General features: G+C 48.1%; 23 protein-coding genes. 16 read left to right on the forward strand and 7 right to left on the reverse strand.

Features of this window, described 5'->3' with window-relative positions; genetic code table 11:
• Window positions 1-384: 384 nt before the first annotated feature.
• From AC4IE7_RS00350 to AC4IE7_RS00360, 3 genes are all read right to left on the reverse strand, one after another.
• Window positions 385-726: a DUF1801 domain-containing protein gene (locus AC4IE7_RS00350; protein WP_490774808.1), complete on the reverse strand. Its 342-nt coding sequence runs from the start codon at window positions 724-726 to the stop codon at window positions 385-387.
• 77 nt (window positions 727-803) lie between these two features.
• A complete protein-coding gene (locus AC4IE7_RS00355; RefSeq protein WP_490774809.1) occupies window positions 804-1,124 on the reverse strand; it encodes a hypothetical protein in 321 nt (106 codons plus the stop codon).
• Between the two features lie 73 nt (window positions 1,125-1,197).
• On the reverse strand, window positions 1,198-1,401 hold the full coding sequence (locus AC4IE7_RS00360; RefSeq protein WP_490774810.1) for a hypothetical protein: 204 nt from the start codon (window positions 1,399-1,401) through the stop codon (window positions 1,198-1,200).
• Window positions 1,402-1,861: 460 nt separating this feature from the next.
• Here AC4IE7_RS00360 and AC4IE7_RS00365 point away from each other — a divergent pair, with 460 nt between their 5' ends.
• The 8 genes from AC4IE7_RS00365 (at window position 1,862) to AC4IE7_RS00400 (ending at window position 7,609) form a co-directional block, all read left to right on the forward strand.
• Window positions 1,862-2,179: a CDC27 family protein gene (locus tag AC4IE7_RS00365; protein ID WP_490774811.1), complete on the forward strand. Its 318-nt coding sequence runs from the start codon at window positions 1,862-1,864 to the stop codon at window positions 2,177-2,179.
• Window positions 2,180-2,195: 16 nt separating this feature from the next.
• On the forward strand, window positions 2,196-3,128 hold the full coding sequence (hemF, locus tag AC4IE7_RS00370; RefSeq protein WP_490774835.1) for an oxygen-dependent coproporphyrinogen oxidase: 933 nt from the start codon (window positions 2,196-2,198) through the stop codon (window positions 3,126-3,128).
• Window positions 3,129-3,138: 10 nt separating this feature from the next.
• Entirely contained in the window at window positions 3,139-3,744 is a 606-nt protein-coding gene (locus AC4IE7_RS00375; protein ID WP_490774812.1) for a DUF938 domain-containing protein, read from the forward strand.
• A 167-nt stretch (window positions 3,745-3,911) separates the two neighbouring features.
• Complete coding sequence (locus tag AC4IE7_RS00380; protein WP_490774813.1) at window positions 3,912-4,445, forward strand: glycine zipper 2TM domain-containing protein; 534 nt, start codon at window positions 3,912-3,914, stop codon at window positions 4,443-4,445.
• Between the two features lie 167 nt (window positions 4,446-4,612).
• On the forward strand, window positions 4,613-4,879 hold the full coding sequence (locus AC4IE7_RS00385; RefSeq protein WP_490774814.1) for a PepSY domain-containing protein: 267 nt from the start codon (window positions 4,613-4,615) through the stop codon (window positions 4,877-4,879).
• Window positions 4,880-4,991: 112 nt separating this feature from the next.
• On the forward strand, window positions 4,992-5,672 hold the full coding sequence (locus AC4IE7_RS00390; RefSeq protein WP_490774815.1) for a response regulator transcription factor: 681 nt from the start codon (window positions 4,992-4,994) through the stop codon (window positions 5,670-5,672).
• A gap of 54 nt (window positions 5,673-5,726) precedes the next feature.
• Window positions 5,727-7,097 carry an ATP-binding protein gene (locus tag AC4IE7_RS00395; RefSeq protein WP_490774816.1) on the forward strand — a complete coding sequence of 457 codons (1,371 nt, stop codon included), beginning with the start codon at window positions 5,727-5,729 and terminating at the stop codon, window positions 7,095-7,097.
• A 59-nt stretch (window positions 7,098-7,156) separates the two neighbouring features.
• Window positions 7,157-7,609 carry a protein tyrosine phosphatase family protein gene (locus tag AC4IE7_RS00400; protein WP_490774817.1) on the forward strand — a complete coding sequence of 151 codons (453 nt, stop codon included), beginning with the start codon at window positions 7,157-7,159 and terminating at the stop codon, window positions 7,607-7,609.
• A gap of 60 nt (window positions 7,610-7,669) precedes the next feature.
• Here AC4IE7_RS00400 and rsgA read toward each other — a convergent pair whose 3' ends face one another.
• Genes rsgA through AC4IE7_RS00415 form a run of 3 tightly spaced genes read right to left on the reverse strand, consistent with a single transcriptional unit; the run spans window position 7,670 to window position 10,223 of the window.
• Entirely contained in the window at window positions 7,670-8,662 is a 993-nt protein-coding gene (gene rsgA / locus AC4IE7_RS00405) for a small ribosomal subunit biogenesis GTPase RsgA (RefSeq protein WP_490774818.1), read from the reverse strand.
• A 12-nt stretch (window positions 8,663-8,674) separates the two neighbouring features.
• Window positions 8,675-8,962 carry a cytochrome c gene (locus AC4IE7_RS00410; RefSeq protein WP_490774819.1) on the reverse strand — a complete coding sequence of 96 codons (288 nt, stop codon included), beginning with the start codon at window positions 8,960-8,962 and terminating at the stop codon, window positions 8,675-8,677.
• 13 nt (window positions 8,963-8,975) lie between these two features.
• Entirely contained in the window at window positions 8,976-10,223 is a 1,248-nt protein-coding gene (locus AC4IE7_RS00415) for a M48 family metallopeptidase (protein ID WP_490774820.1), read from the reverse strand.
• A 109-nt stretch (window positions 10,224-10,332) separates the two neighbouring features.
• On the opposite strand from AC4IE7_RS00415, the gene orn reads away from it, so the two are divergent.
• Entirely contained in the window at window positions 10,333-10,881 is a 549-nt protein-coding gene (orn, locus tag AC4IE7_RS00420; RefSeq protein WP_490774821.1) for an oligoribonuclease, read from the forward strand.
• 14 nt (window positions 10,882-10,895) lie between these two features.
• A complete protein-coding gene (locus AC4IE7_RS00425) occupies window positions 10,896-12,002 on the forward strand; it encodes a VanZ family protein (protein ID WP_490774822.1) in 1,107 nt (368 codons plus the stop codon).
• Here the strand turns inward: AC4IE7_RS00425 and queG are convergent.
• Window positions 11,995-13,053: a tRNA epoxyqueuosine(34) reductase QueG gene (gene queG, locus AC4IE7_RS00430; RefSeq protein ID WP_490774823.1), complete on the reverse strand. Its 1,059-nt coding sequence runs from the start codon at window positions 13,051-13,053 to the stop codon at window positions 11,995-11,997. The two genes, AC4IE7_RS00425 and queG, sit on opposite strands and share 8 nt — an antisense overlap.
• A gap of 187 nt (window positions 13,054-13,240) precedes the next feature.
• Between queG and AC4IE7_RS00435 the strand changes: the two genes are divergently transcribed.
• The 6 genes from AC4IE7_RS00435 (at window position 13,241) to hfq (ending at window position 20,062) form a co-directional block, all read left to right on the forward strand.
• Window positions 13,241-14,752, forward strand: coding sequence for an NAD(P)H-hydrate dehydratase (locus tag AC4IE7_RS00435; protein ID WP_490774824.1), 1,512 nt, complete (start codon window positions 13,241-13,243; stop codon window positions 14,750-14,752).
• Window positions 14,745-15,215 (forward strand): tRNA (adenosine(37)-N6)-threonylcarbamoyltransferase complex ATPase subunit type 1 TsaE, encoded by a 471-nt coding sequence (tsaE, locus tag AC4IE7_RS00440; protein WP_490774825.1) that lies wholly within the window; start codon window positions 14,745-14,747, stop codon window positions 15,213-15,215. The genes AC4IE7_RS00435 and tsaE overlap by 8 nt, the downstream gene beginning before the upstream one ends.
• Window positions 15,216-15,318: 103 nt before the next feature.
• Entirely contained in the window at window positions 15,319-16,635 is a 1,317-nt protein-coding gene (locus AC4IE7_RS00445) for an N-acetylmuramoyl-L-alanine amidase (protein WP_490774826.1), read from the forward strand.
• A gap of 213 nt (window positions 16,636-16,848) precedes the next feature.
• A complete protein-coding gene (gene mutL / locus AC4IE7_RS00450) occupies window positions 16,849-18,651 on the forward strand; it encodes a DNA mismatch repair endonuclease MutL (RefSeq protein ID WP_490774827.1) in 1,803 nt (600 codons plus the stop codon).
• Window position 18,652: 1 nt separating this feature from the next.
• Window positions 18,653-19,633, forward strand: a complete 981-nt coding sequence (gene miaA, locus AC4IE7_RS00455; RefSeq protein ID WP_490774828.1) for a tRNA (adenosine(37)-N6)-dimethylallyltransferase MiaA — start codon at window positions 18,653-18,655, stop codon at window positions 19,631-19,633.
• Between the two features lie 162 nt (window positions 19,634-19,795).
• Window positions 19,796-20,062: an RNA chaperone Hfq gene (gene hfq, locus AC4IE7_RS00460; RefSeq protein ID WP_490774829.1), complete on the forward strand. Its 267-nt coding sequence runs from the start codon at window positions 19,796-19,798 to the stop codon at window positions 20,060-20,062.
• Window positions 20,063-20,094: the final 32 nt, after the last annotated feature.

Genomic DNA, 20,094 nt, shown 5'->3' on the forward strand with positions numbered 1-20,094 from the left:
GACACAGAATTTCGAAAGTCGCTTCAAGGGACTGGTGGGTATGAGTTACTCACTCAAAGCCGTTTGCCGAAAACTGGGTTATCGGCGAACGCCGAATCTTGGGGCAGTGCAGTCGCTGCTTACCTAAAAAAGACTCTCATCGTTCAACAAAGTATAAGATCAGCAAACGCTGAGAGTCCTATGCGCCTAACGTTGAGAATTTAACGAAGTTCAGTATAGATTCTTTCCATAATTCAATAATATCTCCTTTGAAATTCACCAATTTTTGCAGCAGGTGGTGATGCTTTCACCTTGAATCTGGGCTATTTTCATGTTTATATTTTGATTGGGTGTCATGTTTATAATGTTTATATTATATGAAACCGCTCGACTGAAAGCTCATTGTTATGTGTAATCATTTTCCAATTCTATAGCCTGCTTTAAGTAATTATTAATCTTTTTACCTTCGGCTTCACTGAGTGAGTAAAGTTTCATGTGCCGCATATCTTTCCCTGTCCCTTCAAGTTCTTGAGTATCTTTTAGATGCGCACCCTGCATTATTTGAAAATTTACATGTTTCTTATGAGCTATTATTGAGCAAATATTCTTCTTCATTGAATAAGTCGGTACACCCCATTTTATTTCTTCCTTTAGCTCTGAAGAAAATGTAGTAACTATCCTGCGCAGTTCTTTTGAGATTTCTTTCATCGGTGATTCTAGCCCGTTAAAATAATCTTCGGCTTTCAATTCTATCCTCCTTTTACATCACATAACGGCCAGGCTCAGTGTGCCGAGCGGTAGCGAGCATCCACTGTAGCCGATGGTTATGCATGATTACTAGGATTTGTGTGTTCTTTGAGTTCATTTGATAAACCCTGGATATCAGCCTCATTAACCAATCCTTCTTGTCGCAGCATCATAAGTTGTATTGTGGCTTTTGAGCGGCTGTGGTCATTAAATAGCAAAGCAATTTGTTTATCATAGCTCTCAATCAATTTGTATAAATAGAGATATTTGCCATGATTTGTTGGGTTATCACTATTCTCTAAACCCGCTGATACATCATTTAATATTGTTCCACAGAAGCGTTGTAATGCCTCTTCTTTAATTTTCTTAAACTTCTTCCAATCAGATTCTGAGATCATTTTTCGATCATTTATTTATAACGATTTAGTTCAACATGTATTCAAAGGCATATTGCCTTGATTTCGCCGGATATTAATGCGCAACATGGGTGAAATCAGTTCCAGGCTTGATACCAAATGCCTCCTCCAGAGAGAGTTCATTGATCAACTGGTCACTGGCTTGCTGACCGTACTCTCGTTGAATTTCGCTCAGCAACAGGCGTACCGCATTACGATTGTATCCACTGCCGAAACAGATCTGCTGTTTGATGATTTCGCGCGCTTTATCTATGGTCATATTATGATCCTAGATTCCGTAGTTGACCGCTATAACCTGGCATAAGGTAATGATATGCCACATCAATTAATGGTTTTATCCCTACCCACTGATTGAGCTTACTAACGCTACAAGAATTTGTGAAAAATCTCAGCGCGCCCTGCTGCGTTGTCGCTCTTGTTAAGGGAATAGCCATTAACGGCGATCGACGCCTAGCCGGACACGCCGAGATTTTCCACAAATCCATGTTCAACTGCGGATTCTAGGATGAACCGGTTGTAGAGATATTGACCTATGGCAATATTGTGACCCGCCTAAACAGTTCAATACCCATTAATTATTTCAGGTTGTATCTCTATGTGATTACCCCTATCTGATAGTATCAGAAGAGGTATCATCTGTCTGAAGTACCATTTAACCTGTAAATATTGAACGGTTTATAATTTATACCCAGAGCAATACAAAAGAGGTCAAACTACCCATGGACCAAAAGAACCTGGAAAAAATGTTGGAGCAGGGCACAGATAACGCCTTGCTGCGATATACGCTGGGAACGCTTTTTCTCAAACAGGGAGATTTCCTGAAAGCTGTAGAGCAGTTGACTGAAGCGGTAAAGCTGGATGAACAACACTCTGCCAGTTGGAAACACCTTGGCAAGGCTCTGGCAGGGGTGGAGCAGGTGAAGGAGGCGGCGGATGTTTACCGAAAAGGAATCGAAGTAGCTGAGGCTAAAGGGGATATACAGGCTGCCAAGGAGATGAAGATCTTTCTGAAACGCCTTGATACCAAATCAACATAACAATAGAGAATTAATTATCTTGAATGATCAACCAAACAAACAGCAAGTTAAGGAGTACTTGCTGAAACTGCAGCAGACTATCTGCTCAGCCCTGGAAGAGGAAGATGGTCAGGCTCATTTTTTCCTGGATAGTTGGCAACGCGAACCTGGAGAAAAACTGGGTGGTGGTGGAATCAGTGCAGTGTTGCAGGATGGTGCTGTTTTTGAACAGGCAGGTGTTAACTTTTCCCATGTGCGAGGAGATCAGCTGCCGGGCTCAGCAACTGCTCATCGCCCGGAGTTGGCAGGCCGCGCCTTCGAGGCGATGGGGCTCTCCCTGGTGATACATCCAAACAATCCATATGTGCCTACATCTCATGCCAATGTCCGTTTTTTTATTGCAGAAAAAGAGGACGCTGATCCGGTATGGTGGTTTGGCGGCGGTTTTGACCTAACACCTTATTATGGTTATGACGAGGATTGTCGAGATTGGCACAATACTGCAAAAAAGGCGTGTGATCCGTTTGGCAGTGATGTCTATGCTCGCTATAAAAAGTGGTGTGACGACTACTTCTATCTGAAACACAGAGATGAGCCGAGGGGGATTGGTGGTCTCTTTTTCGATGACCTGAATGAGTGGGGGTTTACCAAGTCATTTGATTTTATGCGCAGTGTCGGTGATCACTACCTGCCTGCCTATCGACCCATAGTTACTCGTCGAAGTGATACCCCTTTTGGTGAGCGTGAACGGAGTTTTCAGCTCTATCGCAGGGGGCGCTATGTGGAGTTCAATCTGGTCTACGATCGAGGCACGCTGTTTGGTCTGCAGTCCGGGGGACGTACCGAGTCTATTTTAATGTCGCTTCCACCTTTGGTGCGTTGGCAATATAACTGGACTCCTGAGGATGGCTCAAACGAAGCTCAGTTATATGAACGATATTTAAAACCCACAGAGTGGGCGGATTGTTAAGGATAGAAAATTGAATATAGAGCAGAAACCCTATGCCGAGTCTTGTGATGAGAATAAGCAACCAATTCTAGAGCAATTGAAGCGCCTGTTAAGCTGTGCCAATTCAGTTTTGGAAATCGGCAGTGGTACAGGCCAGCATGCGGTCTTTTTTGCTGCAGCTATGCCTCATTTGATATGGCATACCAGTGATAAGGAGGAGAATCACGAGGGAATATGTGCCTGGTTGGTCGATGCGAGTTCAACCAACCTGAGAGAGCCGATATCTCTGGATGTATCTGACAGCTGGCCTGAAGAGACTTTCTCTGCAGTTTTCAGTGCAAATACAGCCCACATCATGTCTTGGCCAGAAGTGGAAAAACTGTTTCAAGGGGTAGGCCGCATTTTGGAGCCGGATGGCTGTTTTGTGCTCTATGGCCCATTTAATTATCAAGGCCACTTCACCAGTGAAAGTAATCGCAGATTTGATCAATGGCTTAAATCCCGTGATCCATTGAGTGGTATACGAAATTTTGATGACCTGGTTTTGCTGGCTGGCAATCATGGAATGATACTTGAGGAAGATATTGAAATGCCGGTCAACAATCGCATGCTGGTCTGGCGTAAACAGGGTTCTTGAGTGTTGGTTATGTAAATCCGAAAAAAGCCAATAGCTAAGCTATTGATTTATATGTTTAATTTTTAGATTTTTCAGGTTCAGTTAGCGTTCAGTTACGTTCTCTTAAGCTGTAGATAACTTGAGGTGAGTTGTCGCCACTTTTTATCGGAATCAGCCTGGAGAAAATCATGAACAGAACAATATTGATAACCGGAACCGTTCTTCTGACTCTTTCTATGACCGCTACAGCAGGGCATCGTGACCGTTATCGGGATAGTGCCAAGGTTATTGATGTGGAGCCTGTCTATCGTACTGTAGAGATTTCTGAACCTGAGCGTCACTGTTGGGATGAAGAGGTTGATTACTATCAACCAAGAGGTAAAAAATTTACCGGTACAGTGCTGGGCGGAATTATTGGTGGTGTTGTGGCAAACTCAGTGAGTCGCGGTCGTGGCAGAGGACGTGACGCTGCCACCCTCGCTGGTACGCTGCTTGGTGGCGCAATTGGTCACGACCTGAGTAATCAGGGGCGGGGTGGCCACTACGGTTCAACCTATGAACAGCGGTGTGAAACCACTCACCACACCCGCTATGAAGAGCAGTTGGCCGGATACGACGTCACCTATCGTTACAAAGGCCGGGTATTTACCACCTTCACCAATGAGCATCCCGGCGAGCGTATACCGGTTCGGGTAGATGTCAGGCCTGCAGATAGTTATTAGGTCTGTTTGGCAGCAGAAGGATTATCGCTTTCGATCGATGAAAAAGGTATAACAATCGATGAGGGGTTATAGGATTTCTTCATCCCCTGGGGAGATCGGCATTTACTGCTCCCCCGGGGCCAACCCGGTGACTGCAAACAGTTTAGACAATCAGGTGTTTTTATAATATGAGGTCAATCACTCGACAAATAGTCCAGGCATTGTTGCTCGGATCGCTACTATTGTCACTGACCAACGCTGTAGCGGAGGTTAGCCTCAATAAAGCGGTGGAGCAGGCCAAGCAGCGTAAGGGTGGGCAGGTTATCTCTGCAGAGACCCAAACCAGGGATGGCCGAAGAGTACATAACATTCGTATATTGTCCAAAGATGGGAAAGTGCATCGTGTACGCATTAACGCAGATGGCGGAGGCAAGAAAAATGGCGCCAGGCGCTGATCAAAGAAAACACATATCTATTCTTGTCTCTATGAACCTGGTCAGAATCAGGAATAGCATGTAGAAGGCAGTTATCTGGGCAGTTCTGTTGACTTGGTATTGGGAAACTTAGATGCGGGTACTTTTGGTTGAAGATGAGGCGGAGATAAGAGAGCCACTGGCTACTCGACTCGCTGATCATGGTTACACTGTAGATAGTGCCGAGGATGGCGCAGAAGGGCTTTTTTTAGGACGGGAATATGGCATCGACGTAGGTATTGTCGATATTGGCCTGCCGAAGATGTCTGGAATTGAGTTAATCAGTGAACTTCGAAAGCTGGATAAAAACTTTCCAATTTTGATTCTTACCGCCCGCGGAAACTGGCAGGACAAAGTGGAAGGTTTGGAAGCGGGTGCTGATGATTATCTGGTCAAGCCCTTTCATGTTGAAGAGTTACTTGCCAGACTCAATGCTCTTCTGAGACGTTCTGGTGGTTGGTCGCAACCGGTGCTCTCAGGCGGGCCGGTGTCCCTCGATACCCGTACTCAGACGGTCAGTATCAACGATGAACCTGTGGAGCTGACAGCTTACGAATACAAGGTTCTCGAATATATGATGCTACATGCCGGTGAAGTGGTTTCAAAGAGCGAGCTGACCGAACACATCTATGACCAGGATTGGGATCGGGATAGCAATACTATCGAAGTCTTTGTCAGGCGCCTGCGTAAAAAGCTTGATCCTGATGAACACTACAAACCCATTGAGACTCTGCGCGGACGGGGCTATCGATTTGCTCTGGAAAGAAATCTATAACAACCCAACAGTCTCTGGCAAATTCAACGCTATTCTGAACCTGGATAGAGGGTTTTGCAGCGTCCTATGATGGCCAATCACACCAGGCATATCCTATCCATTCGGCAGCGTCTGCTTCTGGCGGCAACTCTGGTGTTAGGGGCTTTTCTCGGGTTAACCGGGTTGTCTCTCGATAAAGCCTTTCGATCCTCTACTGAAGAGGCCTTGAATGCGAGGCTCTTAAGTAGTGTTTATGCACTGCTGGCAGCGGCTGAAGAGGGTCACGAAGGGCAGCTAAAAATGCCTGATGTTTTGACAGATCCCCGTTTCAATCGACCAGACTCAGGCCTTTACGCTCAGGTTAATCTCTATCCAGAGGGTTACCGTTGGCACTCCGGGTCCGCTTTAGGTCAAGCGCTCAGTTTTTCCAAATATATCGCCCCTGGTGAATCAGAGTCTGGACGTTTCAAGATGCCTGACAGAGAGGTTATGGGCCTGAACTTCGGTGTGGTATGGGAAGATTTCAATGGCCGTGAATTGAAATATGTGCTGTCGGTGGCTGAAGATCTGGAACCAATAAAGGAGCAGATAGGGACTTTTCGCGACACCCTTTTTCTATGGTTGGGTGGAGCCGCTGTCCTGCTGCTGCTGGTGCAAGGATGGGTTCTGAGTTGGGGGTTGTCACCACTGCGTGAGGTGGAGGAGGCGTTGACTGAAATTGAATCCGGACGCTCCGATAAACTCAAGGGGCGCTACCCGAAAGAGCTGAATCGATTGACATCAAATATAAACTCCCTGATTCAGCACGCCCAGGCCAGGCAGCAGCGATATCGGGACAGTCTTGGCGATTTGGCCCATAGTCTTAAGACGCCGTTGGCTATCCTCCAGGGTATAGCAGATCGACCAGAAGAGTATCCTCATCAAACTGTCTGCGATCAAGTGGTGCGAATGAATCAGATTGTAAGCCATCAGTTACAACGTGCGGCCGCTTCGGGGCGTCATGTTCTGACTCAGAGTATTGCGGTTGAACCACTGGTCGAACGATTGATGAAATCACTGGATAAGGTCTATCTCGATAAGGGCATTCAATGGCATATCAGTGTAGAGCCAGAGAGCCACTTTTTTGGGGATGAAGGTGACTTGATGGAGCTGCTTGGGAATCTGATGGAGAATAGTTGTAAATATGGCAAGCGCCAGGTTGCAGTAACAGTCACCGCAGCCAAATCTCTCTATTTCTGCATCGAGGACGATGGAGATGGCATACCAGATAATCAGATTCAGACTGTTTTTCAACGAGGACATCGGGTTGATACCCGACAACCGGGGCAAGGTATCGGCATGGCAGTTGCCGCAGATATCGTAAGTGCCTATGGCGGACAGATAGAGATAGGCACATCATCGACATTCGGTGGCGCAGCTGTGCATGTACGCTTTCCCGAGAATTAATTCTAAAAATTGTTAGGCTCGAGTACAACGAGCCAAGCCCTGCAGGTCAATACCACGCAGTGACAAAGAAAATGGCAATAGAAGATATTACAAACTACATTCGAGTTTCTGAACGGATTGCTTCTTCCGGGCAACCTGAAGAGAAGCAATTCAAGGATATTGCACAAGCAGGCTACCAGTTAGTAATTAATCTGGCGATGCCAAATTCGGACAATGCAATCCCTGAAGAAGGTTATATTGTAACAGCAAGGAAAATGTCATATGTCCATATTCCAGTACCGTTCGATGTGCCAGATATCGAGCATTTGAGAACATTCATTAACATTATGGAGAGTTTTTCGGATAAAAAAATATGGATACATTGTGTGGTAAATAAACGAGTTTCTGCTTTTTTGTATCAGTACTATAAGTCGGTTCATGGCTATACGCATGATCAAGCTTGCCGAGTGATGTTGCCATCATGGCGACCAAATGATGTTTGGCAACAATTTATGGCACTTAAAATCAAGTAACAATACTGTTTCAGCACTCCTTAGAGAGGATATTGTCCGCTATATATTGAAAAAATAGGACTATGATTTGCTTAGTCTGAGAAAGTTCTCCAGGCGAAGCGGGGCTATCTCGTCACGATTGGCGGCACTTTGAATGGCACAATCCGGTTCATGTTCATGGGTACAGTTGTGAAAACGACACTGACCGATATAGGGCCGGAATTCCGGGAAGCCTTGTTCAAGCTCCTGACGACTGAGGTCGGTGAGCCGAAAACTTCGAACCCCTGGTGAGTCAATTAATTTCCCCCCCTGAGGCAGGTTGTAGCATGTCGCAGCTGAGGTGGTGTGCCGGCCCAGGCCTGTGGCTTCAGAGAGTCTGCCAGTCTCAATATCATGCGACGGAAGCAGGGCATTGATCAATGATGATTTACCAACACCGGATTGCCCAAGCAGAATACTGGTGACCCCCTTCAGGTGTTCGATCAAGGCGTCCAGCCCATGTTCCTGTTTTGCACTTATCTTTATCAGCGGATAGCCAATTTTGGTATAGGCATCGAATTGAGAGATAAAGGTTGATTCCTCTTCCTCTGACAAAAGGTCGATCTTATTGATGGCAATTAGAGGCGGAATCTTGATTGTTTCAGCAGTAACCAGATACTGGTCGAGTAGGTAGCCACTGGGTTCTGGCCTTGGTGCAAGTACAATTACCAGTAGACCGATGTTTGCTGCCAGTGGTTTATGGCGGCCGCTATAGTCGGGCCTGCTGAGGACGCTTTCTCTCGGCAACAGAGCGGTTACAACCCCTTCTGTCTCTTCGACAGGTTGCCATATAACCCGATCTCCACAGACTGGATGGCCTATGTTCTGACGGGTCTGACAACGGTGGATCTTTCCCGACCCATCATCAATCCCAAGTGTGGCGCCATGGCGTATGACGACATGCCCCTCCCGGGAGGGTTGTTCATCAGCGCTGCTCAGGGATTGATGGGCTCTCTGATCCAGACGTTGTCGCCGCTTCTCCTGTATTGCCTGAATACGACCTTTTTGTTGGATTGTCAGGCGGCGTTTGGCCATGAAGAGATTTTCTTATTGTTTAGGGTCAAATTTGTAGTATTCCTGATTAAGGTATGTGGTGGTACTGTCGATGTCGTCATCGAACCAGGTCAGTCCTAGATTCTGCTCACAAAAACGCACTTGTTTATGTAACCCAGGGAGGTCGCCAACCCTGCGATTTGGACGGGTATAAACCTCACTGCCATGGCATTTAATACAGTGTTCGCCATGTAACTGCTGGCCTCTTTCCTGGTCTTCTGCAAACAGGTTGGAGGAGACAAGGATCAGTAGTGAGGTTGCAGGTATCAGTAGCTTATTCATCAACACTCTCCATTTAAGCTGAAATATGTTTGGTAATGTGGGCAATACGCACAGGAGCCGGAGGATGGCTGTCGTGAAAAAACGAATAGAGCGGATCCGGTGTCAATGTGCTTGCATTGTCTTGATAGAGTTTGACCAGCGCTTTTATCAGAAACTCCCCACTGCTCTGATTTACCGCATAGTTGTCCGCTTCAAACTCGTGGCGTCGTGATAGATAACTGCCAAGCGGGGTAAAGAATATGGTGAAAACAGGGATTGTCAGTATAAATAACAGAAGCGCTGCAGCGTTTGATGGTTCTGTGATGCCCAGACCATTGTAGAACCAGATTTGCTGAGTAAGCCAGCCAAGTAGTGCCATGCCACCGAGCGAGAGCAGGGCCATCACCACCATCTGTTTATGGATGTGTTTGTAGTGGAAGTGACCGAGTTCATGGGCCAGAACAGCTTCCACCTCTTCAACACTGAGGGTTTCCAGCAGAGTATCAAAAAAGACGATGCGTTTGGTTTTTCCGAAGCCGGTAAAATAGGCATTGCCATGGGCTGATCGCTTTGAACCATCCATAACAAAAATGCCATCACTGGCAAAACCGCAACGTTGAAGCAGACTTCGAATACGGTCGCGCATATCACCCTCAGTAAGCGGGGTGAATTTATTAAACAATGGTGCAATAAAGCGGGGGTAAGCCCAGGAGATACCGAGGGTGAAACTTAGCCAGACCAGCCATGCGCCAAGCCACCAGTATTCACCTGCGCTGTGCATCAATTTCAGGATCACCCACAATAGAGGCCCACCAAGCAGTATTGAGAGCACCAGGCCGAGTGCACGATCCTTGAGATATTGTTGAGGTGTGATGCGGTTAAAGCCAAAAACGGCTTCCAAACGGAAGGTTCTGAAGAGGCTGAATGGGAGATCCAGAAAGGAACCTATGAACAAAAATGAGAAAATAAAGGCCATCCCGGTTGTAATCTCTCCCCACTGCCACCCTCCCAAGTAGCGGCTTAACAGATCCAGGCCTCCACCCAGGGTCCAAAACAGCAGCAAAGCAACACCGATCAAGCTTTCGATAAAGGCCAGTTTACCCTTGGCCTGGGTGTAGTCAGCGGCTTTCTGGTGATCCTCGATTGTCACTTTGTCTTTGAACGCAGTGGGTACCATGCCCCTGTTTTTAGCGACATGACTCAGATGCCGGTAGAGCAACCAGAGCTGTAGCAGAGTACCGAAAATCAGGAACAGTAAAAAAAGTTGTGTAAATAGAGCCATCAGTGGTTTATCAGAAAATCCTAGGTTGTTGGGTCGATAAGCATACAGTCTGAGACAGCTTCCTGCTAGAATCTCGCCGCGAGCCGATAATGCGACAAAGGATACCAAGATGCCTGTTGATGCCTCCAATTTAATTTGGATCGACCTGGAGATGACCGGGTTGGATACGCAACACGATGAAATCATTGAGATTGCAACCATTGTTACCGATGCAAACCTGACTATTCTTGCGGAAGGGCCTGTGATTGCAATTCATCAGCCCGAGGAGAAGCTTGATGCCATGGATGAGTGGAATCAACGCCAGCACGGTGGTTCCGGGCTGTTAGAGCGGGTCAGAAACAGTCAGTATGACGAGGCAAAGGCGGAGGCAGAGACGATTGCCTTTTTAGAAAAATTTATACCCTCAGGGGCTTCTCCGATGTGTGGCAACAGCATCTGTCAGGATCGACGTTTCATGGCCAGGACAATGCCGCAACTGGAAGGTTTCTTCCACTATAGGAACCTGGACGTCAGTACGTTGAAAGAGCTTATCAACCGTTGGTCCCCCTCCTTGAGTGAGGGCTTTTCAAAGCAGGGAAAGCACCTTGCGATGGACGATATCAAAGACTCGATAGCTGAATTGCAATACTATCGGAACCATTTCCTCCGTCTACCTTAGTATATGGGCCAGTTGTGTTGGGTCAAACAGGGAAGTTGCCGCATCTGCTGGTAAAACACTATCTACTGGCAATATCTCTAGCGCTCCTGAGTTATCTTCTCTTTAACTCGGTGGATGACTATCTCATCACTGGTGAGGAGATTCTGACAAATCCCGGCTTTACTGACGAACTGACGGGTTGGAAGATCGGTGGAAAGAGAGAATTGATTCAGGTCATTGATGGTGTTGTCGAGATCAACCATCAATCCAAAACTCAATCCAGCAGGCTATACCAGTGTTGGATGCGTTCGGTATTTCCCGGCGGCCTGGTGATGGCGATTGATGCGAGAACCGAGGGTTTGGAGATTGGGCCTAAAGCGTGGCATGGAGCGAGGGCTGGGGTGACAGGATATCTTGCCGATGGTGGGAAAAACTATGAACTAAGCAGTCGATTATTCAATTCTCAAGGAGATCTACCTTGGAATCATTATCATGCGGCTGTGGAAATTTCTTCTGAATTTGAGCAAGTCTGCTTCTCGATCTCACTCTTCAAAACAGCGGGACAGTTGCAGTTTAAAACACCTTCTCTTTATCCCGCAGCTAGTAATCCTACATATACCACCGTTAAAAACCTGTTGCTACTGGTCTGGACTACGCTCTCTGTTTGGTGGCTGATATTGCTTATTCAACACTATCGTGGTCGTCCGCAATGGGGCTATCTGGTAGCCATGATCATACTGATTGGGGTTGGGGTTCTGGCACCGATTGAGCTAAAAAGGGCATTGGAACAAACACTCTTTTCTTCTGTTCCTGATTTGTATACTAAGGATATGCTCTCTGCAATGGGACTGTCGTTCAATATCTCACCCACATATTTTCCAGTGATTTGGGATGTATCGAAATTTGGCCATCTGGTTGGCTTTTTTCTGCTGAGTGGGGTTCTCTTTTCAGAACGAGCAAAACCGGTCTGGCTTCTGTTGCCTGGATTGCTGCTAGCGGCATTTGCTACAGAATTGATGCAGTATTTTGTCCCTGGCAGATCGCCGAGGTTCAGCGATGTGATCGTGGATGGCATTGGAATTATTGCTGGTTTGTTGTTGGTCAGACTCTTCGTCAGCAAGCGTCACTCAGTTTCTATCTGATTTTATGACGCTTCAGTGCCCAAAGCAGATGCTCCTTGACCATCGGGGTTACCTGATTTGTACGGCTTTGCAGTACCTCCACAATCTCGGGCGTAGTGGGTGCATTGCCCAGTGCCACAGCCAGGTTTCTTAGCCAACGCTCATAGCCGATGCGGCGTATTGCAGAACCCTCAGTGCGATTTAGAAATGTGGCTTCATCCCATTTGAAAAAAGTGATCAGGTCACTGCTGTCCAAACCTTCACGTGAGTAGAAATCCTCTTCCCGGGTTAAGCAAGCAAAGCGGTTCCAGGGACAGACTTGCTGGCAATCGTCACAACCATAGATTCGATTACCTATGGGAACCCTGTATGGCTCGGGAATAGAGCCTTTAAGTTCAATGGTCAGGTAGGAGATACAGCGTCTGGCATCAAGTTGATAGGGGGCTGTGATTGCCTGGGTGGGACAGATATCAATGCAGGCGCTGCAGCTGCCACAGTGGTTTTCAGAGACCTGGTCAGTGGTGAGGGGTAGATCAGTATAGATCTCACCAAGAAAAAACCATGATCCCGAATCTTTGGCTATCAGATTGGTATGTTTGCCAATCCAACCCAATCCAGCTTTTTGTGCCAGGGGTTTTTCAAGTACCGGGGCGGAATCCACGAACAGTCGATGGTGTCCACCTGAGACGGCCTTCTCGATCCTCTGTATCAGTTTTTTCAGTCGCTTTCGCAGCACCTTGTGATAATCACGCCCCAAAGCGTAGCGTGAGATAAAGGCTTTTTGAGGACTGTCCAGTGCACTCTGCAGATCGTCCATCGATTCAGGCAGGTAGTCCATACGCACAGAGATGACCCTGAGTGTGCCGCTTTCAAGTTCGGATGGTCGACTTCTTTTTGTACCATGTTTGGCCATATAGGCCATATCCCCTTGGTAGCCCGATGCCAGCCACTGATTGAGTCTTGACTCCGCCTCTGTCAGGTCAGTGTCTGCGATACCTATCGCATCAAAACCCAGTTCAATTCCCCACTGTTTGATCTGCAGGCTGAGGTTGTTCAACTGATCAGCATTCATCGTCACACTCATGCTGGGAAACTATAACTTACTCCCTGGGCAGTGTCTTATTTGTGTGAGTCTGGTGTACCTCGTCATAGATTTTGAATGGTACAGAATCTATGACGAGGTTCACTAGGCAGAGGATGTTTTGATACCCCAATGGCTTCGCGGTATGGTTCCACTGACATTAGGAGACTAGACAGTTATGCGAGTAATGCCGTTCATCGACACTTTGCCTTTCGCCCTCTATCGGGCTGAGCAAGTGCGCGAATTCGATCGAATCGCCATTGAGGAGTTCTCTATTCCTGGTGAAGCGTTAATGGAGCGGGCCGGTGCTCGCGCCTTTGAAGCTATACAACATAGATGGCCCGAGATCGGCGAAATAGTGGTGGTTTGTGGATTAGGCAATAACGGTGGTGATGGCTATGTTGTTGCCAGGCTGGCACTCCAGGCAGGCTTTCGAGTCCGTGTACTACAGCTTGGAGACGAGGAAAAGATCAAGGGGGATGCTCTGATCAAAGCCAGGGCCTGGCAGGATCTGGGTCAGGATATTGAGCCCTACCAGGGATTGCCAGGAAAACCTAGTCTGATCGTTGATGCGATTCTTGGTACAGGTCTTGAGCGTGAGGTTATGGGGAGCTGGAGATCTGCGATTGAGCAGATCAATCAACATCAGGCGCCGGTCTTTGCGCTGGATATACCATCCGGACTCCATGCGGATAGCGGCTCTGTATTGGGCGTGGCGGTGAAAGCTGAAGCAACCATCAGCTTTATAGGGTTGAAGCAGGGTATGTTTACTGGAGATGGTCCCGAGTATTGTGGCGACATCAGCTTCGATGCCCTTGAGGTGCCAGCGCAACTCTACTCCCGTCAACTGCTTGCTTGTCGTCGTATCAATTGGCACAAGGCAGTAAATCAAATACCCAAGCGGGATCGTTCCTCCCACAAAGGAGATTTTGGCCATCTTCTGGTTGCTGGAGGAGATACTGGCTACTCTGGTGCAGTGCGTATGGCTGGCGAGGGTGCAGCCAGGAGTGGTGCAGGATTGGTCACTCTGGCAACCCATCCGCAACATGCCCCATGGAGTAACATCGGTCGCCCGGAACTGATGTGCCGAGGGGTGACCGATGAGGCATCGGTGGGGCTCTTATTGGATAGAGTGGATGGTGTGGTGTTGGGGCCTGGTTTAGGCCGGTCGGTCTGGAGTGAGATGCTTTTCAACGCTGTTACCCGGACTGGTCTACCCCTACTCATGGATGCCGATGCGCTATATTGGCTGAAGAGATATCCTGCTCGTAGAGATAACTGGATATTGACACCCCATCCAGGGGAGGCTGCCAGACTTTTGGGATGGGAGACAAAGCAGGTTCAATGTGATCGCTTTGCAGCTTGTGAAGCACTACAGCAACGCTATGGTGGCGTCACTGTTTTGAAAGGGGCGGGAACACTGGTTGGTTCTGATGGCAATCAGGCTGTTGCGCTCTGCTGTGATGGCAATCCCGGTATGGCGAGTGGAGGATCCGGTGATGTACTGAGCGGTGTTATCGGTGCATTTCTGGTGCAGGGTTACCCACTTCGGGAGGCCGCTGAACTCGGTGTCTGCCTGCACGCTGCAGCTGGTGACCAGGCGGCAATCGAGGGAGAAATCGGAATGTTGGCAGGAGACTTGATCGAGGCCCTGCGTCCGACTCTGAATTTGGAGCTGAGGAATGATTGAGCTGACTGTGTCGGGTGAAGCACAGCAAGAGGAGGTCGGACGCCGTTTGGCAATGAACTGTTTTCCCCCCTGTATTGTCTATCTGGTGGGTGATCTTGGTGCGGGTAAAACTACACTGGCAAGAGGATTCCTTAGGGGCGTCGGTTATCAGGGGCGAGTTAAAAGTCCAACCTACACAATTCTGGAACCCTACGAAATGGGCAAGGTTTCCTGCTATCATTTCGACCTGTATCGATTGTCAGATGTTGAAGAGCTGGAATATCTTGGCATTCAAGACCTGCTTACAGAAGACGCTTATATGTTGATTGAATGGCCGGAAAGAGGCGAGGGTGGCTTGCCTTCCCCTGATCTGGTGGTTGATATTGCTCATGATGGGGCGGCAAGACGAATAAAAATCGGGGGCGTCAGTAGAAAAGGCAGGGAGATATTTCAGGAAATACAAAGTGATCTGGTGGATGGTTAATTTATTTAATAGAAAAATCATCTATCTAGCAGAATAACTTGGAAAAAATACTGACACATGCTATTTTTTATGTTGTGTTTTAATGTTAATTGGTCATGGGGCAATGAGGAATAGACTCACCATACTGCTGCTACTGTTTGTCAGCAGTCTCCCACTCCACGCGAAGCAGGCTGAGATTACCGGGCTGCGTATCTGGTCTGCGCCAGACCATGTCCGCCTGGTATTTGATGCCGACGACAAAGTATCACACAAGATTTTTACTCTGAAGGCACCTGACCGCCTGGTACTGGACCTTAAAAATGTAAAGCTCACCAAGCACTTACCTGATCCCACCAAAGAGAACAAGATGATTCGGGGTATGCGATCTGCTGGGCGCAACAAAAATGATGTTCGGGTGGTTTTTGATCTGAACAGCGCGGTAAAACCAAAGAGTTTCTCCCTTCGTCCGAACAGAGAATACGGCCACCGTCTGGTTGTTGATCTGTATGATGGGAAAAGTACAACCCTACATCGCAATCAACCGGTTAAAACTGCAAAGAAAGCCAAAACAGCAGGACACCGTGATGTGGTAATTGCGGTTGATCCTGGTCATGGGGGTGAAGATCCCGGAGCCAGGGGGCGCAAGGGTACCTATGAAAAGGACGTGGTGCTGCAAATCGGCCGCAAGCTGGTGAAGTTGCTCAACAAGCAAAAAGGGATGCGTGCTGTTCTTATACGGGATGGGGATTACTATCTGGGCCTGCGAAAACGCATGGCTAAAGCCAGACAACACCAGGCAGACCTGTTTGTTTCAATCCATGCTGATGCCTTCAAAGACCCGAAAGTGAGGGGGTCCTCTGTCTACACCCTCTCAAGGAGTGGCGCCTCGAATGAAGCATCCCGGTGGTTGGCAGAGCGGGAGAACAGTGCTGATCTGGTTGGTGGCGTCTCGCTGGAGGACAAGGATGATATGTTGGCCTCGGTGTTACTCGATCTCTCACAGATTGGCACATTACAAGCGAGTTCTGAGGCAGCAAGCCGAGTACTTTCTGAGCTTAAGGGCCTGGGCAAAACCCATAAACGGAGGGTACAGCAAGCTGGGTTTGTGGTGCTCAAATCACCGGATATACCCTCAATGCTGGTGGAGACCGCATTTATCTCCAATCCAGATGAAGAGCGCCGTCTGCGAGATCCCAAACATCAGAATAAAGTGGCAAAAGCTTTGATGAAGGGTATTCGTGACTACTTCAGGTATCAGCCACCACCAGGCACCTGGCTGGCGGCAAATCAAGCTGTACGCAAGCATGTCATTTCGTCAGGTGATACCTTGCTTGCCATCGCCAATCGTTACCAGGTCAGTGTCAAACGTCTGCGTAATGCCAATGAGCTGAAAAGTGATACGATTCGCATCGGACAGGTGCTGCAAATTCCTGGTGGCTGACGCCTTCCGCTATTCTGATTCCCCATCTTCGATGAATCAGTTGAGTTCTATCGTCCTGCCTCGGATATTGGCCTAAAATCGATATTTCACCAGTCTTGTAGCCATCTACAGTGGAGATAGCTCTCTATATGGTTACAAGTGTGACCTTGAACTCCTTCACATGACCTATTAAGGTGCCGGGTTAATACGCCAGCCGCTTTAAAACTTACCAACATGCCTATCCGTACTCTGCCACCACAATTGATCAATCAAATCGCAGCTGGTGAGGTTGTTGAACGACCAGCTTCTGTGGTTAAAGAGTTGATGGAAAACAGCCTGGATGCTGGTGCTCGTCACATTGAAATCGAGATAGAGCAGGGGGGGATCAAACGTCTGCGGGTCAGAGATGATGGTGTCGGAATCACCCGGGATGAGCTGAGTTTGGCCCTTTCCCGCCATGCGACGAGTAAGGTCAGTTGTTTTGAAGATCTGGAACTATTGCAGAGTATGGGGTTTCGTGGTGAAGCCCTGCCCAGTATCAGTTCAGTTTCCAGGTTGAGGCTGATCTCAAGGCACCAGGATGACGAAGAGGCCTGGGAAGTCAGTGGCGATGGGGCCGATAGCGAGCTGAAGACAAAGCCGGCCGCCCATCCACAGGGAACAACGGTTGAAGTTCGTGATCTCTTCTACAACACTCCGGCAAGGCGAAAATTTCTACGCACAGAAAAGACTGAATTTGGTCATATTCAAACATTGGTTCAGCGCTTGGCGCTGGTTCGATTTGATGTGGGATTTACTCTTCAGCATAATCGCCGCAGGGTCTTATCTCTGGCACCTTGTAACGACGTCACGCAGCAGGAGAAACGTCTGGCTGAACTTCTCGGGAGCAATTTTCTCGAGCAGGCACTGCCTATCAGGGAGCAGGCGGGAGATCTCGCTCTCTATGGCTGGGTTGCCAGGCCAGGCTTCTCACGCTCACAGGCGGATATGCAATATTTCTATGTCAATCAGCGCATGATCAGGGATAAACTGGTTACCCACGCTGTTCGGCAGGGCTTTCAGGATGTTCTCTATCATGGCCGGCATCCAGCCTATGTACTCTTCTTCGATATCGATCCACGTAAGGTTGATGTTAACGTTCATCCCACAAAACATGAGGTACGGTTTCGGGATTCACGTTCAGTTCATAACTTTATCTATCGTGCTCTTCATCGTTTGCTGGCTGAAACAAGGCCGCAGTCGTCAGAGGAGAGTCTGAGTTCTGAGACAATTCAGATCGAGACACCAACTCAGCCGCAGGCTTCTGGTGAGTTATCATATATACCCCCCAAACAGCAGGGTCTTGACTGGCGTCTAGCGGAACGTCCGGCGGCCTATCGGGCTGGGTTTGCGGCACAGCGGCCTGTCGAACCCACGCACCATAGTGGTAGTGAGTCCGCTGCAGATGACGAGATTCCGCCCCTCGGCTATGCCTTGGCCCAGCTGCATGGAATCTACATTCTGGCGCAGAACCAAACAGGTCTTATTCTGGTGGATATGCATGCTGCCCACGAGCGGATCACCTATGAGCGACTGAAACAGCGATATCACGGAGAAGGGGTCACCCATCAGCCTTTACTGGTGCCGGTCAGGGTGGCGGTTAGTGTGCGGGAAGCAGACCTGGCTGAGGAGTCAAATGCATTTTTAGAACAGATGGGTCTTGAGGTGAGTCGTTCTGGACGTGAATCTCTGGCAATACGATCCATTCCCGCGCTCTTGCAAGGTGCAGATCCAGAAAAACTATTGCGGGATCTACTCTCTGATTTAGCCGAACATGGCAGCAGCCAAAGGCTCAAAGATGAGACAGACCATGTATTGGCAACCATGGCATGTCATGGCTCGGTTCGTGCCAATCGGCGTCTGGAGTTGGATGAGATGAATGCTCTACTGCGTGATATGGAGCGAACTGAAAGGGCTGATCAGTGCAATCACGGTAGACCGACATGGACTACCTTGTCGATCGGTGAGATCGATCGATTGTTCCTCAGAGGTCGTTGAGATGGTCAGCACAACAACGAATCAGGATGAATTACCTGCTGCCATATTTATCATGGGACCAACTGCATCAGGCAAGACAGAGCTGGCGGTTGATCTGGTGCGTCGGTTGCCTGTTGAGATTATCAGTGTCGATTCAGCACTGGTCTATCGGGGTATGGATATCGGTACTGCCAAGCCTGATCAGGAGACCCTTCGTGAAGCACCTCATCGATTGATCGATATTCTGGAACCATCTGAAAGTTACTCTGCAGCCTCATTCAGACAAGATGCACTGCAGGAGATGGCTACTATTCATGCCTCTGGTAAGGTGCCGCTTCTGGTGGGGGGGACAATGCTCTACTTCAAAGCTCTGACACAAGGGCTATCTGATCTGCCTTCAGCAGATCCAGTGATCAGAAAGCGGCTCGAGAGTGAATTGGCGAAACAAGGATTGAATTTTCTTCACCAAAGGCTGCAGAGGTTGGATGCCGATGCAGCTGCAAAGATTCACGCTAATGATACCCAGCGTATTCTACGCGCTCTGGAGGTCATCGAGATCAGTGGCAAGAAGATGAGTGAACTTCAACAGGCCGGTAAGGGTCACATACTCCCGTATCGTGTATTGAAACTGGTTCGGGCGCCTAAAGAGAGAGCTCTGCTACATGCCAGAATCGCACAGCGTTTCGAAAAAATGCTTGCCGAGGGGTTTGAGCAGGAGGTTCGGAAATTATTGAGTGTAGGTAACTTGTCACCGGTGATGCCCTCGATGAGATCTGTCGGTTATCGACAGATGCTGCAATATATTCTCGGTGAAAGCAGTTGGGATGAGATGGTAGAAAAGGGAATCATCGCTACACGCCAATTGGCCAAGCGCCAGTTTACCTGGCTGCGTGCAGAGCAGGATTGCCACTGGTTGGACGATGAGGGGGATGTGCTGGAACAGGCCTTAGATCTGATTTCTGAGCATTTTCCCAGTTTGGCCGCGAAAACGAAAAGGGTTTAGGCTATAAACGCACCTAAATTTGAGGTATTGATATTTTGAATACTTTGATAAATATACAGTATGCTACAATTTCGCTTGTAAAGTAGATATTTACTACCGGTATTAATTTTTAGCGCTTGTAATTGTTTTTTAATAATACAAACACAATAAGGAGAATCTCCCATGTCTAAAGGGCAAAGTTTACAAGACCCTTTTTTGAATGCACTGAGGAAGGAACGCGTACCTGTCTCAATATTTCTAGTAAACGGTATCAAGCTACAGGGTCAGATTGAATCATTCGATCAATTTGTGGTTCTTTTGAAGAACAGTGTCAGTCAAATGGTATACAAGCACGCTATTTCTACTGTTGTGCCTGCCAGAAACGTCCGTATTCAGCATGCTAATGGCCAATCCGAAGAGGATGGGGCTGCAGGCGCCGGAAATTTCTAGATTGCTCAATCAGGATCATTGCTGGGCGTATC

Source organism: Candidatus Thiodiazotropha sp. AKAK3 (assembly GCF_058244645.1).

Excerpts from the sequence above, each read along its gene's own strand:
- AC4IE7_RS00355 (WP_490774809.1), bottom strand. The coding sequence starts at position 1,124 with ATGATCTCAGAATCTGATTGGAAGAAGTTTAAGAAAATTAAAGAAGAG.
- AC4IE7_RS00360 (WP_490774810.1), bottom strand. The coding sequence starts at position 1,401 with ATGACCATAGATAAAGCGCGCGAAATCATCAAACAGCAGATCTGTTTC.
- AC4IE7_RS00365 (WP_490774811.1), top strand. The coding sequence starts at position 1,862 with ATGGACCAAAAGAACCTGGAAAAAATGTTGGAGCAGGGCACAGATAAC.
- AC4IE7_RS00380 (WP_490774813.1), top strand. The coding sequence starts at position 3,912 with ATGAACAGAACAATATTGATAACCGGAACCGTTCTTCTGACTCTTTCT.
- AC4IE7_RS00385 (WP_490774814.1), top strand. The coding sequence starts at position 4,613 with ATGAGGTCAATCACTCGACAAATAGTCCAGGCATTGTTGCTCGGATCG.
- AC4IE7_RS00390 (WP_490774815.1), top strand. The coding sequence starts at position 4,992 with ATGCGGGTACTTTTGGTTGAAGATGAGGCGGAGATAAGAGAGCCACTG.
- rsgA (WP_490774818.1), bottom strand. The coding sequence starts at position 8,662 with ATGGCCAAACGCCGCCTGACAATCCAACAAAAAGGTCGTATTCAGGCA.
- AC4IE7_RS00410 (WP_490774819.1), bottom strand. The coding sequence starts at position 8,962 with ATGAATAAGCTACTGATACCTGCAACCTCACTACTGATCCTTGTCTCC.
- AC4IE7_RS00415 (WP_490774820.1), bottom strand. The coding sequence starts at position 10,223 with ATGGCTCTATTTACACAACTTTTTTTACTGTTCCTGATTTTCGGTACT.
- orn (WP_490774821.1), top strand. The coding sequence starts at position 10,333 with ATGCCTGTTGATGCCTCCAATTTAATTTGGATCGACCTGGAGATGACC.
- queG (WP_490774823.1), bottom strand. The coding sequence starts at position 13,053 with ATGAATGCTGATCAGTTGAACAACCTCAGCCTGCAGATCAAACAGTGG.
- AC4IE7_RS00435 (WP_490774824.1), top strand. The coding sequence starts at position 13,241 with ATGCGAGTAATGCCGTTCATCGACACTTTGCCTTTCGCCCTCTATCGG.
- tsaE (WP_490774825.1), top strand. The coding sequence starts at position 14,745 with ATGATTGAGCTGACTGTGTCGGGTGAAGCACAGCAAGAGGAGGTCGGA.
- AC4IE7_RS00445 (WP_490774826.1), top strand. The coding sequence starts at position 15,319 with ATGAGGAATAGACTCACCATACTGCTGCTACTGTTTGTCAGCAGTCTC.
- mutL (WP_490774827.1), top strand. The coding sequence starts at position 16,849 with ATGCCTATCCGTACTCTGCCACCACAATTGATCAATCAAATCGCAGCT.
- miaA (WP_490774828.1), top strand. The coding sequence starts at position 18,653 with ATGGTCAGCACAACAACGAATCAGGATGAATTACCTGCTGCCATATTT.
- hfq (WP_490774829.1), top strand. The coding sequence starts at position 19,796 with ATGTCTAAAGGGCAAAGTTTACAAGACCCTTTTTTGAATGCACTGAGG.